The organism is Microbispora sp. ZYX-F-249, from assembly GCF_039649665.1.
Classification (GTDB): domain Bacteria; phylum Actinomycetota; class Actinomycetes; order Streptosporangiales; family Streptosporangiaceae; genus Microbispora; species Microbispora maris.
Window position 1 is genome coordinate 300,238 of sequence record NZ_JBDJAW010000001.1, and the last position, 15,293, is coordinate 315,530.

The 15,293-nt window shown below is 71.0% G+C and carries 16 protein-coding genes; 9 read left to right on the top strand and 7 right to left on the bottom strand.

Annotated features, from left to right (window positions below; translation table 11 throughout):
* Positions 1-4 precede the first annotated feature (4 nt).
* Positions 5-373, bottom strand: a complete 369-nt coding sequence (locus AAH991_RS01295) for a hypothetical protein (RefSeq protein WP_346223613.1) — start codon at positions 371-373, stop codon at positions 5-7.
* Between the two features lie 422 nt (positions 374-795).
* On the opposite strand from AAH991_RS01295, the gene AAH991_RS01300 reads away from it, so the two are divergent.
* Together AAH991_RS01300 and AAH991_RS01305 are read left to right on the top strand one after the other, a co-directional pair.
* Positions 796-1,272 (top strand): STAS domain-containing protein, encoded by a 477-nt coding sequence (locus tag AAH991_RS01300; protein ID WP_346223614.1) that lies wholly within the window; start codon positions 796-798, stop codon positions 1,270-1,272.
* 150 nt (positions 1,273-1,422) lie between these two features.
* A complete protein-coding gene (locus AAH991_RS01305; RefSeq protein WP_346223615.1) occupies positions 1,423-2,874 on the top strand; it encodes an aminotransferase class I/II-fold pyridoxal phosphate-dependent enzyme in 1,452 nt (483 codons plus the stop codon).
* 3 nt (positions 2,875-2,877) lie between these two features.
* Here AAH991_RS01305 and AAH991_RS01310 read toward each other — a convergent pair whose 3' ends face one another.
* Entirely contained in the window at positions 2,878-4,059 is a 1,182-nt protein-coding gene (locus AAH991_RS01310) for a carboxylate-amine ligase (RefSeq protein WP_346223616.1), read from the bottom strand.
* Positions 4,060-4,249: 190 nt separating this feature from the next.
* Between AAH991_RS01310 and AAH991_RS01315 the strand changes: the two genes are divergently transcribed.
* A complete protein-coding gene (locus AAH991_RS01315; protein WP_346223617.1) occupies positions 4,250-4,624 on the top strand; it encodes an STAS domain-containing protein in 375 nt (124 codons plus the stop codon).
* Positions 4,625-4,706: 82 nt separating this feature from the next.
* Complete coding sequence (locus AAH991_RS01320; protein WP_346223618.1) at positions 4,707-5,147, top strand: ATP-binding protein; 441 nt, start codon at positions 4,707-4,709, stop codon at positions 5,145-5,147.
* Positions 5,148-6,002: 855 nt separating this feature from the next.
* Here the strand turns inward: AAH991_RS01320 and AAH991_RS01325 are convergent.
* Together AAH991_RS01325 and AAH991_RS01330 are read right to left on the bottom strand one after the other, a co-directional pair.
* Positions 6,003-6,251, bottom strand: a complete 249-nt coding sequence (locus AAH991_RS01325) for a hypothetical protein (protein WP_346223619.1) — start codon at positions 6,249-6,251, stop codon at positions 6,003-6,005.
* A gap of 23 nt (positions 6,252-6,274) precedes the next feature.
* On the bottom strand, positions 6,275-7,321 hold the full coding sequence (locus AAH991_RS01330; RefSeq protein WP_346223620.1) for an NAD-dependent epimerase/dehydratase family protein: 1,047 nt from the start codon (positions 7,319-7,321) through the stop codon (positions 6,275-6,277).
* Between the two features lie 198 nt (positions 7,322-7,519).
* Between AAH991_RS01330 and mads6 the strand changes: the two genes are divergently transcribed.
* Together mads6 and AAH991_RS01340 are read left to right on the top strand one after the other, a co-directional pair.
* Complete coding sequence (mads6, locus tag AAH991_RS01335) at positions 7,520-8,932, top strand: methylation-associated defense system protein kinase MAD6 (protein ID WP_346223621.1); 1,413 nt, start codon at positions 7,520-7,522, stop codon at positions 8,930-8,932.
* Between the two features lie 108 nt (positions 8,933-9,040).
* Positions 9,041-9,448: a pyridoxamine 5'-phosphate oxidase family protein gene (locus AAH991_RS01340; RefSeq protein WP_346223622.1), complete on the top strand. Its 408-nt coding sequence runs from the start codon at positions 9,041-9,043 to the stop codon at positions 9,446-9,448.
* A 63-nt stretch (positions 9,449-9,511) separates the two neighbouring features.
* On the opposite strand, the gene cydB is transcribed toward AAH991_RS01340, so the two are convergent.
* The gene (gene cydB, locus AAH991_RS01345; protein WP_346223623.1) at positions 9,512-10,486 is read right to left on the bottom strand and encodes a cytochrome d ubiquinol oxidase subunit II; all 975 of its coding nucleotides are present in this window, start codon (positions 10,484-10,486) and stop codon (positions 9,512-9,514) included.
* Positions 10,487-10,498: 12 nt separating this feature from the next.
* Positions 10,499-11,887, bottom strand: a complete 1,389-nt coding sequence (locus tag AAH991_RS01350; RefSeq protein WP_346223624.1) for a cytochrome ubiquinol oxidase subunit I — start codon at positions 11,885-11,887, stop codon at positions 10,499-10,501.
* Positions 11,888-12,016: 129 nt separating this feature from the next.
* Here AAH991_RS01350 and AAH991_RS01355 point away from each other — a divergent pair, with 129 nt between their 5' ends.
* Genes AAH991_RS01355 through AAH991_RS01365 form a run of 3 tightly spaced genes read left to right on the top strand, consistent with a single transcriptional unit; the run spans position 12,017 to position 13,862 of the window.
* Positions 12,017-12,643 carry a nucleoside/nucleotide kinase family protein gene (locus tag AAH991_RS01355; RefSeq protein WP_346223625.1) on the top strand — a complete coding sequence of 209 codons (627 nt, stop codon included), beginning with the start codon at positions 12,017-12,019 and terminating at the stop codon, positions 12,641-12,643.
* A complete protein-coding gene (locus AAH991_RS01360) occupies positions 12,643-13,227 on the top strand; it encodes a nuclear transport factor 2 family protein (RefSeq protein WP_346224070.1) in 585 nt (194 codons plus the stop codon). Before AAH991_RS01355 ends, AAH991_RS01360 begins: the two co-directional genes overlap by 1 nt.
* A 2-nt stretch (positions 13,228-13,229) precedes the next feature.
* Positions 13,230-13,862: a TetR/AcrR family transcriptional regulator gene (locus tag AAH991_RS01365; RefSeq protein WP_346223626.1), complete on the top strand. Its 633-nt coding sequence runs from the start codon at positions 13,230-13,232 to the stop codon at positions 13,860-13,862.
* A 7-nt stretch (positions 13,863-13,869) separates the two neighbouring features.
* Here AAH991_RS01365 and AAH991_RS01370 read toward each other — a convergent pair whose 3' ends face one another.
* Complete coding sequence (locus tag AAH991_RS01370; protein WP_346223627.1) at positions 13,870-15,282, bottom strand: dihydrolipoyl dehydrogenase family protein; 1,413 nt, start codon at positions 15,280-15,282, stop codon at positions 13,870-13,872.
* Positions 15,283-15,293 lie beyond the last annotated feature (11 nt).

The following is a 15,293-nucleotide window of genomic DNA, read 5'->3' on the forward strand; positions in this document are numbered from 1 at the left end:
GCCGTCAGCGGGCCGCCGGAATCCGGGACGCCGGCGCCTCGGCGGCCGGCCGGCGGTGCCGGGCGGCCTCCGCCGTCTCCTGCCGCGTCTCCTGCCGCGTCTCCTGCCGCGCCCCCTCCGGCTGCCCGGGCCGCGGCTCGTCCTGCGCCTGCTCCCGCGCCTGCGTCCGAACCGGGCGGCCCTCGACCTGCCGGATCTCCTTCTCCAGGTCGTCCGCCGTCGGCGCCTCCAGCATGCGCGGCACCACCACCGTCGTCACTCGGGGGACGGCCCAGTAGCTTCCGGTGCGCTCGCCGTACCAGACCATCCAGCCGGGCGTCCTGGCCGCCAGCGCCCGCGCCGCGTTCCTGCCCTCGGCGATCTCGTCCGCCATGCCGATCCTCCCGCTCGCCGTACTTCCGCGAACGCGCCCTCTACCCACGCACGGACAGCCCACACCAGCGGCACAAGCACCCGCGGGCGACGGGATCGGCACGGCCGGTGATGCGTTCGCCAAGGGAGGCCAGGAAAGGTAAGCATTTTCAGAGAAACACTGGATACGTGTCATTTGTCTGGCTGGCTGGTATGTTTGAAGCAGTCCAGTCTCCGCCCCCGAGAGACCGGGCGGCCCGCACCGGCATCGCGCCCGGGTACCCGCCTCCGGCGATCACCCGCAGGCCGGAACCCCCTGGAGGACAGGGGTTTCCCGCGAACCGGGACCGTTCGGGACACCTCTCCAGAGATCGCCACGAAGCCCCGCATCTTTACCTATTTGCCACATTCTGGTGCACAGGTGGGATTGCCGGACGGACTCGCATGCCATCGACCGTCGCGCATTACCGGGACCTGACACTCCGCCGGGTAGCGTCGTTCAAGACAGTACGCCCGAAAAATATGGATGAAGGCGCGTATATGACAACGCAGCAGCTCGAGATTACTGTGAGCGATCACCAGCCGGCCGTCGTGGTCGCGCTGCGCGGTGAACTCGACATCGCCAGCGGAGACACGTTCCGGAGGGCGATCGGGAATCTTGTCCGCCAGGGTCGCGCGAAGATCGTGGTGGATGCGTCCGGTCTGCGGTTCTGCGACTCCAGTGGCCTGGAGGCGCTGCTGGACGCCCGGGACGACATCCAGAAGGCCGCCGGTTCGATGCGGCTCACCGGAGTTCACGGCATCTTGAAGATCGTCCTCGAGGCGACCCGGCTGCGCGACACGTTCATCATCGACGGCACGCCCGTCGAGGCTGTCGCCGCCATGGTGGTGACCGCCTCGCGCGACGTGTCCATGGTCTGACTCCATGGTCTGACCGTTTGACCGCCGGCCCCCGCCCCGCATCCGGGGCGGGGGCCTTCGACCGCCCGCCGCGGTCGTTTGTGCCGGTCAGGTCCGGGTACGCGCGTCCGGGGGGAACGGCCCCACGTCGTTCAGGGGAGGAACACGGACATGGATCAGTCCCGCGTACCCGTGCTGGAGGCGCTCGCCGCCTATCGCCGGCGGGGAGACCTCAACTTCACGCCTCCCGGCCACAAGCAGGGGCGGGGGGTGGACCCACGGGTCCTGGAAGTCCTGGGGAAGGACCTCTTCCGGGACGACGTCATGGTCATGAACGGCCTGGACGACCGGCTGCAGAGCAACGGCGTGCTCGAGGAGGCCCAGCAGCTCATGGCGGAGGCCGTCGGCGCCGAGAAGGCATTTTTCTCCACCTGCGGCAGCTCCCTGTCCGTCAAGAGCGCCATGCTCTCCGTGGCCGGGCCGGGGGAGAAACTGCTGGTCGCCCGCAATTCCCACAAGTCGGTCATCTCGGCGCTGATCCTGAGCGGCGTCGAGCCCGTCTGGGTGCACGGGGACTGGGACGGCGATCTCCACATGTCGTATCCCCCCACACCGCAGGCGGTGGAGGCGGCGTTCGAGGCCGCCCCCGACGCCAAGGGCGTCATCGTCGCCAGCCCGGTGGACTACGGCACCTGCGGCGACCTGGCGGGCATCAACGAGGTGTGCCGCAGGTACGACCGGACGTTCATCGTGGACGAGGCGTGGGGCGCCCATCTGCCGTTCCACGAGGACCTGCCCACGTGGGGCATGAACGCCGGTGCGGACCTCTGCGTGACGAGCGTCCACAAGATGGGCAACGGGCTGGAGCAGAGCTCGGTGTTCCACCTCCAGGGCAACCGGGTGGACCCGGCCGTGCTCAAGGCGCGTGAGGACCTGCTCGGCACCACCAGCCCCTCGACGCTGATCTACGCGGCGCTCGACGGCTGGCGCAGGCAGATGGTGGAGCGTGGCAAGGACCTGCTCGACCGTACGCTGGAGCTCGCGGAGTCGGCCCGCGGGGAGATCGACAAGATGCACGGCCTGTGGGTGCTGAGCAAGGAGAACACCGGGGCCTTCGACGTCGATCCGCTCAAGATCGTGATCGACGTGTCGGAGCTCGGCGTCGACGGCTACCACGCCTCCGACTGGCTGCGCGAGCGCTGCCACGTCAACTTCTCGCTGAGCGACCATCGCCGGATCAGCGCCGAGATCACCGTCGCCGACAGCGAGGAGACGGTCGGCGTGCTGCTCGACGCGCTGCGCACCCTGTCGTCGTCGGCCGCCGACCTGCCGCCGGCGGCCAGGATCGACGTGCCCGAGCCCGGCGAGCTGGAGCTGGACGTCGCGATGCTGCCCAGGGACGCCTTCTTCGGGCAGGTCGAGATCGTGCCCACCGGTCAGGCGGTGGGCCGCATCGTGGCCGAGATGGTCACGCCGTACCCGCCCGGCGCGCCCGCCCTGTGCCCGGGCGAGCGCATCACGAAGCCGGTGCTGAGCTATCTGACCAGCGGGCTCGAAGGCGGCATGAACATCCCGGACGTGAGCGACCCCAGCCTGAAGACGCTGCGCGTCGTCGCGGAGTGAGGGTCAGGCCCAGCAGGAGGCGGCCGTCTGTGTCATGAGCAGCTCGGTCACCTCACGCAGGCGGCCGTGCCGGGCGTACGCCGCCCGCTGACGCGCCGCCCCCGATCCGCTGTGCCGTAGGCGGTCGAGCTGGAGGGTCAGCGGCGTCCAGTCGCCGTTCTCCTCCAGCACCGGCCGCACGTGCTCGAGCAGGCGGTCCACCAGGCGCCAGGCCGGCACGCGGACTCCGGCGAGCAGGTCGAGGGCGTGGCCGTCCACACCGTCGCGGGCGGCCCGCCAGTAGGCCGCGTGCAGCAGGGTGTCCTCGACGTCGGGGGCGGGCACTCCCGCCCGGACGTCACGCAGCGCCGTCTCGGCCAGCCCCCGCACCAGTCCGGCGAGCATCACGGCCTCGCCGGCGGTCGGGCAGACGTCGGCCGCGCGGATCTCCAGCGTCGGCACGTGGTCGGACAGTCGGATGAGCCAGTAGATCATTCCCCGGTCCATGATCGAGCCCCCGGCCAGCATGCCGTCGACGAGGCTCTCGTAGTGGCGGAGCGACCGGAAGAACGGCGGCGGCTGCGCGCTCGGCCATCGGCCCATCATCAGCGCCCGCCAGCTCGCGTAGCCGGTGTCGCGGCCGTCCGCGATCGGCGAGTTGGCCGCGAGCGCCTGCACGGCCGGGAGCCAGGGCCGCAGGTGGTTGCTGACCCGCAACGCCTCCTCGCGGTCCGCGATGCCCACGTGGATGTGGCAGCCGCACACCCCCTGGCCCCGCATGACGGCCCCGAACTCGCGGTGCATGGCCTGGTAGCGGGGGCACGGCGACAGGGGCGGCACCCCCGCGTTGCCGTCCAGGGGCGTGCCGCACGCGAGGAGCGCGAGCCCCGCGCCCGCGGCGGCCCCGGCGGCGGCGCGCCGCATCTCGAGCAGGTCGCCGTGCAGGCCCCCCAGGGTGGCGTGCACCGCGCTGTTGCTCTCCAGTTGGAACTGTGTCAGTTCGAACACCAGCCGGTCCGCCCCCGCCCCGGCCGCCCTCTCGCGGATCTCCCGCGCCGCCGGGACGACCCGTCCGGTTCGCGGGTCGACGAGCAGGAACTCCTCCTCGACCCCGAGCGTGAGCGTCGCCGAACTCACGCTTGCCTGCGCGACGAGGGAGGGTCCGTGCACGGTGTCGAACTGGACCTCCCTTGTCACGTCCGGCATGAGCGATCTTCTTTGGAGGAGGGTCCAGTCGGTCAATCCCCCATTCCCCCGGACCATGAGGCGAAAAACCACAAATGGCGTTTCTTGACCCTCCGCCCGTATGCCCGGCCCCACGGCGTCGCTGCCCTAGACTGACACCGTCTCCCCCGCCCCCGCCGTCCCCCTTCTCACCGTCCGCCGAGGTGTGTTCGTGACCGCCGCCGTCGTACTGACCCCCGTGTCCGCCCCTGTCGCCGACCACGTGCTGGTCGTCGCGCTCGACGGCGCCCTGGACTACACGAACGCCGAGCGGCTCCGGCAAGACGTCGAGGCGGCCCTGGGCGAGGAGCGGCGCGAGCTCGTCCTCGACCTGACCCTGCTGAACTTCTGCGACTCCACGGGCATCCGCATCCTGCTGTCGGTGCGGAAGCTGCTGCAGGAGCGGAACGGCACCGTGACGCTGGCGGGCCTGAATCCGCGGCTCGCGAGGATCTTCAGGACAACCGGGCTGATCAACGCCTTCGCCGTCGCACCGGGCCTCGCGGAGGCCGTCGACATGGTCGGCGCGCGGTCGACCCCCAGGTGAAGGCATCGGACGAGTAACGAGACGGTAGCCTCGGAGATACCGGGCGGCAGACCCAGCCGGAAGGCAGCGGCGAGGAGGACAGGTGGTGGATCACCGCCGGCAGTGGCCGATCACGGATGATCTCGCGGCATTGCGCGAGAACATCCAGCGGTACGCCGTGCAGGCGGGCCTCACCGGCCCCCGGCTGGACGACCTCGTGATCGCCGCCAACGAGGCCGCCATCAACGTGCTGGAGCACGGTGGAGGAGCCGGCACGCTGGCGATCTCGTGTGACGGCGGCGTGCTCGCCGTCGACGTCGCCGACCATGTCGGCGTCCTGCCGCCGGGCGCGGTGCCGACCGAGCGGCCCGGCGGCCGCGCCGACCGCGGCTTCGGCCTGTGGCTCATGGGCGAGCTGTGCGACACGGTGACCATCGACCAGATCCCCGGTCAGTCGACCGTCCGGCTGTCCATGCGGGTGGACGACGGCGACCCGGCCACCGGCGGGAGCGCCGCCTCCCTGCGCGGCGCTCACTCGGCCTGAGCGGACGGCCCGTCGCGGACCCAGGAAAGCACCCCGGCCGGCCCTGGCCGGGCCCGGTTGAGCCCCGGTTGGCCCAGGGCATCGTCCCGATCCCGTAAACCTGGTCTCCAGGGCTCCCCGGCCGCCTTAACCTGGGTCCGCGACCACCTCCTCACGGCTGCTGGACGGCTACCTGAGGAATGCCCATGACGCGGCGGCAACCGCGATCAGGGCGCAGAGGCGGATGGTCCGGGGTGTGCTGTCGACCACGTCCCGGACCGCTCTGGCCACCTCGCCGATCCACGAGCCGAACTCCGGGTCGTGAATCCGCCCTTCGATACGGCGTCCCGCGCTCCCGCGGGGCCTGATAGCAGTCATCGGGGCCCCCTCCCCATATGCGCTGTCCGAGAGCGATGTCCCGGACATTCGATCGGCCCGATCAGGAATCCGTTCCCGGCCGGTCCGAAGCGCGCCATGGGCGGAATCCCCGCCGCCGTCGCGCCGCCGACCCGGTAGGAGGGATTCCGGACCATTTCCCCGATGTTCACAGGTGACCCACCGTGCACGCAACGAAAACGAGCGCCATTCGAGGATCCGTACGAAGAGTGACGATCAGATCACAGCTTGCGATAGCTTTTGATCCTGATTTGTCCGGCGACGCGTAGTTGTCTGTCCGGTTTGTCCGCGGCCCTTTCCGGAATTTTGGGTCAGCGCGCGACACGCCGTCATTTGTCTCAGAGGACGGCATCGGGCGGCATATCCGGGCGCCCGCGACACCCGGGCAGGGCGCCCGGATACCGCATGTGGATGGGGGATGCCGGAGACGATGTTACCGAAAGTGACGTCGCCGTCACGCACCTGGGGTGGGTGGCGCGGTCAGGCGCCGAAGTCGCGTACGGCGTTCTCCAGGCAGCGGGTCAGCGTCTCCACCCGTTCCTCGGTCACCGGCTCGTCGCTGTGGGCCTCGGGCAGGTCCGCGCGGCGCACCACCACGAGCTTGCGGTGCCTCTCGTCGATCTCGTCGATCGGCAGCACGAGGCACTCGCCCCGCACGAAGACCAGCGCGACGTCCGGGTCGGCCGACTCCAGCAGCCGGCGTACGCAGTCGGGGTCGAGCAGCGCCATCGCGCCTCCCTTTCGGCCGGCGTTCACGGACGCGTGCCCACGCCCGTCGTGACCTCCTTGACCCGCTCCCGGCCCGAGTCGGGCGCGAGCGGCGGGGTCTGCATGCCCGCACCGCGCCGCATGCCCTCGATGACCGCGCGCAGGGCGTCCACCGCGCTGTGCCGCGGCTGCCAGCCCAGTTCCTCACGGGCGCGGGTGGTGTCCATGATCGGGATCTGCAGGACCATCTCCACCATGCCGGGCGAGGCGGGGATCAGCCGCAGGTGCCAGCCCGCCGACACCGCCGTACGCACCACCGCGGACGGGAGGGGCACCCGCCGGGCGCCGAGCAGGTCCGCCAGCACGGCAGGGTCGATCAACGGGTCGGCGGCCAGGTTGAACGCCCCCCGCACGTCGCGGGTGAGCGCCAGCCGGAACGCCTCGCCGGCGTCCCGCGAGTGCAGCGCCTGGAACCGCAGGCGCGGCATGTCCGGCACGAACGGGATCAGCTCCGGCCGCACCAGCCGCTGCGGCAGGAACGGCCCGGCGAACAGCCGCCGCTGCTCGGTCGCCGACTCCTCCTTGAAGATGAACCCCGGCCGCATCCGCACCACGCGGATGTCCGGGTGGTCGCGCTCGAAAATGTCGAGCACGCGCTCGACGTAGGCCTTCTCCCGGCCGTACGCGGCGTTCGGCCAGCCGTGGGTCGGCCAGGACTCGTCGACGGGCGGGTCCTTGGGCCCGGGGGAGTACGCCCCCACGGACGAGGAGTGGACGAGGACGGAGACCCCGGCCCGGGCGGCGGCGTCGAAGACGCGCGTGCTCCCGAGCACGTTGGACCTCCACGTGGTGACCGGGTCGTGGGTGGGCTGAAACAGCCAGGCCAGGTGCACGACCGCGTCGGCGCCGGCGAGGATCGGGTCGAGGTCGTCGCGGAAGACGTCGGCCGTACGCCATTCGGTCTTCGCCGGGCGCCAGCCCGGCATCCGCCTGGCCACCCCGACGATCGAGGTCACGCTGGTCTCGGACTCGAGGGCGGTGAGCACGCTCGTGCCGACGTTCCCGCTTGCACCAATCACGACAACTCGCATGAAATACTCCGTTTCCGGACACTCGCCGGTGCAAACCGGTTGCCGACCGCCGTACGGCCCGCTTTCCGGCGCGGTGGCGATCAGGCGGGAGCTCCAGATTTCCCCTGGGACAATGCGGGGGAATCAGTGGTGGCGCGGGAATACCGCTACCTAGGAGGATTAAGTTCTCATACTGGTCAGAGAGGCGGAGTAGCGGAGATGGCTCAGATCGTCGGTGGCGGACGCCCCGTCAATGACGCCGAGCGAAGGGTCATCGCGCACCTGCGGGACAACGCCCCTGACGACTGGCTGCTGCTGCACAACATCGAGGTGCCGCGCGGCGCCGACCTGTTCGAGGTGGACGTGGTCGTGCTCACCGGCCACTCCCTCGTGGTGATCGACGTGAAGGGGGCCCGGGGCCGGTTCGAGGTGTCGGGCACCCGGTGGTTCCCCCAGCACCGGGAGGCGTTCGGCTCGCCGGTGGCCAAGCTGCGCGGCACCGCGCGGGCGCTGAAGGGCCTGCTGATCGAGGAGCACCGCGAGCTGGAGCGGTTGTACGTCGACAACGTGGTGGTGCTGACCGCCCCCGGAGCCGTCCTCGTCGACCCCAGCGGCCGCGACGCCCGCCACGTCACCACCATCGCCGGGCTCATCCCCATGCTCAGCGACGTGTCCCGGGTCAGGCACGGATGCAGCCGGGACGCCGGGCCGTACCGGACCGCGATCATCGAGGCGCTGAACGGCACCGTGCGCCGCTCGACCGCGCCGCCGCGCTTCGGCAACTGGGAGGTGGAGGAGCAACTGGGCGGCGACAGCCGGGTCACGGAGTATCGCGCCGTCAACGCGACCGCCCCGACCAGCGGGACCGTGCTGCTGCGGGTCTACCGCGCCGACCCGCTGGCCGAGCAGCGGCGGCGGGTGGCCGAGCAGCGCCGGATCGCCAACGCCTACCAGTCGCTCGCCAAGATCCCGCCGCATCCCTGCGTCGTACGCTCGCGGGACTTCTTCGCCATCGACGACGAGAGCCGGTTCGTGCTCGTGCTCGACGACGTGCACGGGCAGGCCCTGCACCTGCACCTGACCGGGCGGAAGCTGGGCATCGACGCCAAGCTCGGCGTGATGGAGGACATGCTGGACGGCCTCGCCCACGTCCACGCCAACAACGTCATCCACCGGTCGCTGACCCCCGCCTGCGTGCTCGTCACCGACGACGGCAACGCGATGCTGACCGGTTTCGACTACGCCAAGCCCGGCCCGCGCAAGCACACCGTGGCCAACGAACTGCCGAACATCCTCGACGTCCACTACGTCGCCCCCGAGTGCCGGGCCCGCCCCGACCGGATGACCCCCGCCGCGGACGTGTACTCGGCCGGGGTGATCGCCTTCCAGCTCCTGACCGGCGAGCTGCCCATGCCCGGCGTGGACGCCGAGCCGGACGCCGGCGGCGTCGCCCCCGAGGTCATGGACCTCGTGCGGCGGATGCGCGACCCCACGCCGGCCAAGCGCCCGGACGCGGTCACGGCCCTCGCCGAGCTGCGGGTGGCCCGCGACGCCCAGCCCCGGCGGCGCGCGCCGTTCGGCGGCAGGCTCAGGAACGCCCTGCGCCGCCTGTCGCGCCCCGCGCACCGGTGATTTGCGAGTCGATCCGGTCTCCCGGCCCGGGCCGGGAGGCCGATCGACGTCGATGACGGGACCTTCGTCCCTAACCCGCCCGCCGGTCGATCGCGCAGGCTTGCAGACATGAAGCTCGACTCGGCCGGCCTGGAGATCCTCAGCGGAGGAGAATGCCTGGACCTGCTGGCCTCCGCCCCCATCGGCAGGATCGTCTTCACCGATCGCGCCCTCCCCGCCGTCCAGCCGGTCAACTTCTGCCTGCTCGACGGGAACATCGTCATCCGCACCGCCGCCGGCTCCAAGCTCGCCGCCGCGGCACGCAACGCCATCGTGGCCTTCGAGGCCGACGACTTCGACGTGTCGTGCCGTACGGGGTGGTCGGTGACCGCGGTGGGTCCGGCCCGCGCGGTCTCGGAACCGGAGGAGATCGCCCGCCTGTCGGCGCTGCCGCTCACGCCGTGGGTGCCCGGGAACCGCGACCACTTCATCGTCATGGCCCCCGAGCAGATCTCCGGCCGCCGGCTCACCAGGTAGCGCCCGTGCGGAAAACGCCCGCCTCGTTCCCCGAGGCGGGCGTTCCCGCATGTCACCCGCATGTCACCGGGTGACCGTGAGGCGGCGGCGGAACACCCAGTAGGTCCATGCCTGGTAGGCGAGGACCACGGGAGTGAAGATCGCCGCGACCCAGGTCATCACGCCCAGCGTGTACGGCGTGGACGCCGCGTTGTGGACGGTCAGGCTGTTGGCGGGGTCGAGCGCGGGCATGACGTCCGGCCACAGGCCGCCGAACAGCGTGACGGTGACCGCGACGATCGCGGCGGCGTTGGCGGCGAAGGCCCAGCCGTCCCTGCCGCGCAGCGTCGCGACGAGCGCACCGGCGATCCCGGCGGCGGCGACCGCCACGCTCACCCAAGTGCCCGCGGTGCCCGTCATGAGCTGTGTGATCAGCAGGAACGCCCCGCCCAGCACGAGGGCGGCCAGGCCCGCCCACCGGGCGGCCGTCCTGGCCCGGTCGCGCAGCTCGCCGGTCGTCTTCAGCGCGGTGAACACGGCGCCGTGCAGGGTGAACAGCGCCAGCGTGGCCAGGCCGCCCAGCAGCGCGTACGGGTTGAGCAGGGTCAGCAGGCCGCCGGTGTACTCGTGCGCGGCGTCCAGCGGGACGCCGCGCACGATGTTGGCGAAGGCCACGCCCCACAGGAAGGCCGGGCCGAGCGAGCCCCAGAAGAACGCGCGGTCCCAGCCCCGGGTGCCGTCGCTCTTCGACCGGTACTCCAGGGCGACCCCGCGCACGATCAGGGCCAGCAGGATCAGGAAGAGCGGCAGGTAGAAACCGCTGAACAGAGTGGCGTACCACTCGGGGAAGGCGGCGAACGTCGCACCGCCCGCGACCAGCAGCCAGACCTCGTTGCCGTCCCAGACGGGGCCGATGGAGCGCACGAGCGTGCCGCGCTCGGCCTCGTCGCGGCCGAGGACCGGCAGCAGGATCCCGACGCCGAAGTCGAATCCCTCCAGCACGAAGTAGCCCGTCCACAGGACGGCGATGAGCAGGAACCAGACGGTGGTGAGTTCCATGACGGCGGTCCTTCAGTAGGAGAGGGCGGGGAGAGCGGGCTCGTCCTCGTGGACCGCGTCCTCCAGCTCGGGCCCCTTGCGGATGAACTTGAGCAGCAGGCGGACCTCGATGACCGCGAGCACGGCGTAGACCAGCGTGAAGCCGACCAGGGTGGTGGCGACCTCGCCGACGTCGGAACCCGGGGAGACGGCGGCGGCGGTCCGCATCATGCCGAACACGGTCCACGGCTGGCGGCCCACCTCGGTGAAGATCCACCCGAGCGTGTTGGCCAGGAACGGCAGGCCGATGCCGAGCACGGCGGCCCGGTGGAACCAGGGGCCGGCCGGCATCCGTCCGCGCCGGGTCAGCCAGAGCCCGGCCAGCGCCAGCAGCCCGGCCAGCGCGCCGAACCCGATCATCAGGCGGAACGACCAGTACGCGAGGCCGACGACGGGGCGGTAGTCGCCGGGGCCGTACGTCTTCTCGTACCTGGCCTGGATGTCGTTGATGCCCTCGACCTTCCCGTCCAGGGTGTTGGTGGACAGCAGGCTCAGGCCGTAGGGGATCTGGAGGTTGATGTGGTTGCGGCCGTTCTCCACGTCGCCGACCGCGAAGACGGAGAAGCCGGCGGAGGTCTCGTCCTCCCACAGGGCCTCGGCGGCGGCCATCTTCATGGGCTGCTGCCGTGTCATCAGCTGCGCCTGCCAGTGGCCGCTGAAGGCGACCCCGGCCGAGGCGGCCAGCGTGACCACCAGCGCGGCGCGGGCCGACTTCCGGAACAGGTCCGTCTCGCGCTCGCGTGCGAGCTGCCAGGCGCTCACACCGATGACGAACGCCCCGGCCGTCACGAACGCGCCGAAGATGACGTGGGGGAACGTCGCCAGGGTGGTGACGTTCGTCAGCACGGCCCAGATGTCGGTGAGTTCGGCCCGGCCGGTGGCCGGGTTGAGCCGGTAGCCGACCGGGTGCTGCATCCACGAGTTCGCGGCGAGGATGAAGTACGCCGAGATGTTCGTGCCGATCGCGGCCAGCCAGATCGTGGCCAGGTGGACCCTCTTCGGCAGCTTGTCCCAGCCGAAAATCCACAGGCCGAGGAAGGTGGACTCCAGGAAGAAGGCCATCAGGCCCTCCATCGCCAGCGGCGCACCGAACACGTCCCCGACGAACCGCGAGTAGGCACTCCAGTTCATCCCGAACTGGAACTCCTGGACGATGCCGGTGACGACGCCCATCGCGAAGTTGATCAGGAACAGCCTGCCCCAGAACTTCGTCATCCGCAGGTAGGCCGCGTCGCCCGTACGGTGCCAGGCCGTCTGGAATCCGGCCACGAGAACCGACAGGCCGATCGTGAGGGGCACGAACAGGAAGTGGTAGACGGTCGTGATGCCGAACTGCCACCGGGACAGATCCAGGACGTCCATGGGGGCTCCACAGTCATGAAGGGACGTCTGAAGCCTGACCGAGACGCGATCACGCCCCCAGGGCTACCGGACCCGGCAGGAAAGGACCTTGGTCACGATCCGGCCGGGACTGTTGGCGAAGATAGGAGTGTGCGTGCCCGTCCCGTCTCCCCCTCCCTGCTCGTGGAGGAACTCGCCGATCTGATCGCCGCCCGGCCGCGCGACGCGTGGGTGCGCGTCGCCGTCGACGGAGCTCCCCCCGCCGAGCCCGGACGGCTGGCCGACGACCTGGTGGGGCCGCTGCGCCTGCGCGGCCGGGACGTCCTGCGGGTGCCCGCGGCCGGGTTCCTGCGCCCGGCCTCGCTGCGGCTGGAGTTCGGCCGGACCGACCCCGACGTGTTCCACGACGAGTGGCTGGACGTGAGCGGCCTCCGCCGTGAGGTGCTCGGCCCGCTCGAGCCGGGCCGTACGGGCCGGGTGCTGCCCTCGCTGTGGGACAGCGTGCGCGACCGGGCCACCCGCGCCGGCTACGTCATGCTGAAGCCGGGCGGGGTGGTGCTCGTCGACGGTGCGCTGCTGCTCGGGCGCGGCCTGCCGTTCGACCTGACCGTCCACCTGTCCATGTCGGCCGCCGCGCTGGCCCGCCGCACGCCGCCCGGGGAGCGGTGGACGCTGCCCGCCTACGAGCGGTACGAACGCGAGGCGGACCCGGCACGGACCGCGGACGTGGCCGTCCGCGTCGAGGACCCGCGCCACCCCGCCATGCTCACGGTGTGATGGTGACCACGGTCCAGAGCGGTCGGGTGACGGCCATGTCGAGTTGTCGATACGGTAGCGTACCGATACGATGGCGTACCGATACGGTGCAGTATCGACAGTTCACCTGTTCATCTGTTCACTTGTTCAACGAAAGCAGACGAGTCATGGCATCCTTTGATCCCTTCCCGGAGCTCACCGTCGTGCTGAAGGACGCCCTCGGCGCTCAGCTCGATCAGAGCGCGACGACCTTCATCGAGATGATGAGCGAGGACGTCGTCCTCGAGTTTCCCTACGCCGCCGACCCCGCCTTCTCGACGATCAGCGGCCGCGACCGGGTGACCGATTACCTTCGTGGCGTCTCGTCGCTGTTCGCGGTCGACCGGATCGACGTCCAGCACGTTCACCACGCGCAGGGCGCCGGCCCTGTGGTGATCGAGATGAAGGCGCTCGGTCACGGCAGGAGCAGCGGTGTCACCTACGACCAGCACTACATCACTGTGATCAACGTCGCGAACGGCCGGATCGTCAGCTACCGGGAGTATTTCAACCCGGAGCGCTTTCAGGTCGTCACCGAGGCCGAAGCGCAGCGTCGGGACGCCTGACAGTGGTGCAGCCGCCGTCCGGGCATGACGGTCGCCGAGAGTCGCAACCCGCGGCCATCTCCCGCCCGAGGCTGCGTCCGCATGTCACCGATGCGGTGCTCGATGCGGTGCTCGCGGAACTCGCGGAGGTCGGATACGGGCGGCTCACCATGGAGGGGGTCGCTCAGCGAGCCGGATCGAGCAAATCGACACTCTACCGGCGGTGGTCGTCGAAGAGCGCGATGGCGCTGGACGCGATCACCACGGTGAGTCAGGCGTCGATCCCCGGCGACGACGATGGAGGCGACCTGCTGGATCACCTGCTGACGGTCGCCCGCGGGATCCATGAGTGGCTGACCGAACCTCTGGTGAGCCGTATCGTTCCCGACCTCATCGCCGAAGGCGTCCGCAGCAGCAGCATGGCTCGTGCGTTGATCGAGCACGTCGCGGAACCGCGTCGTAGAACTATTCGCCGCATTCTGGAGTCGGCTCGAACACGTGGTGACGTCCGCGCGGATGCGGACCTCGAACTGGCCCTCGACATGCTCGTCGGTCTCATCTACTGGCGAGCATGCGTGCTACGCGAGGAGATCGGCGAGGACTACCTGGAGAAAGTGGCAAGGGTGGTGCACCGGGACATAGCAACACCTGCCTGATCCAGTATCAGAGCCCGTACGCCTCCAGCAGGCGCAGCCACACCTCGCTGACGGTCGGGTAGGCCGGGACGGCGTGCCACAGGTCGTCGAGGGTCGCTTCCGAGGTGACCGCGATCGTCGCGGCGTGCAGCAGCTCGGCCGCCCCGGGGGCCACGAAGGTCACACCGAGCAGCACCCGGCGGCGCTCGTCGACCACCGCCTTGGCCTTGCCCCGATAGCCGTCACCGAGCAGGTAGCCGCCGGCCACCTGCTCCATGTCGTACTCCACCACGCGCACGTCGAAGCCCTCCGCACGGGCCTGCGCCTCGGTGCGGCCCACCGCGCACACCTGCGGATCGGTGAAGACCACCTGCGGCGCCCCGGCGCGGTCCGCGCGGTCGCGCATCCCGGGCCGGTCGTCCGCCTCGCCGCGCGCACGGGCGGCGACGACGTCCGCGGCCACCCGCGCCTGGTACTTGCCCATGTGCGTGAGGAGCGCGAGGCCGTTCACGTCCCCGATCGCGTAGAGCCAGCCGTCCGCCACGCCGCTGGCCCGCATGCTCTCGTCCACCTCTATCGGGCCGGACTCCGGCAGCCCCACCGAGGCCAGGCCGAGGTCGTCCGTGGCGGCCCGGCGGCCGGCCGCGACCAGGATCTCGTCGGCCGTGACCGTTCCGCCGCTCGCGAGCCGCACCGTGACCTCGCCGCCCGGCTCCGGCCGTTCGACCTTCTCCGCGCTCTCGTGCATGCGGATGTCGATCCCCTGGTCGGCCAGCGACCGCGCGACCATCTCCCCGGCGAAGGGCTCCGTACGCCCGAGCAGCTCGCCGCCCCGGACGAGCATCGTGACCTCCCTGGCGCCGAGCCCCCGCATGGCCTGGGCCATCTCGCACGCGACCACGCCGCCGCCGATCACCACGATCCGGTCCGGCACGGCACGCACACCGGTGACCTCACGGTTCGTCCACGGCCTTGCCGCGGCGAGGCCGGCCACGGGCGGGATCACCGGGCGGCTTCCGGTGGCCAGCAGGACGGCGTGGTTCGCGACGAGCGTGCGGGTGCCGCCGTCGGCCGTCGTGACCTCGACCCGCCGGGGGCCGGCCAGCCGTCCGGTGCCGCGTACGAGCGTCACGCCCGCCGAGTCGAGCCACCGCGCCTGCCCGGCGTCGTCGTAGTGCGAGACCACGGCGTCACGCCGGGCCAGCACCGCGGCGGCGTCGATCGGGCCGCCGAGCCGCAGCCCCGTGACCCGGCCCACCTCACCCGCGAGGTCCACCGGCCGCAGGAGTGCCTTGCTCGGCATGCAGGCCCAGTAGGAGCACTCCCCTCCCGCCAGCTCGTTCTCCACGATGACGGTGCTCAGACCGGACGCGGCCACCCGTCCCGCGGCGACCTCACCCGCCGGGCCCGCACCCACCACGATCACATCGAAGACGTCCACGGGCTCCACCC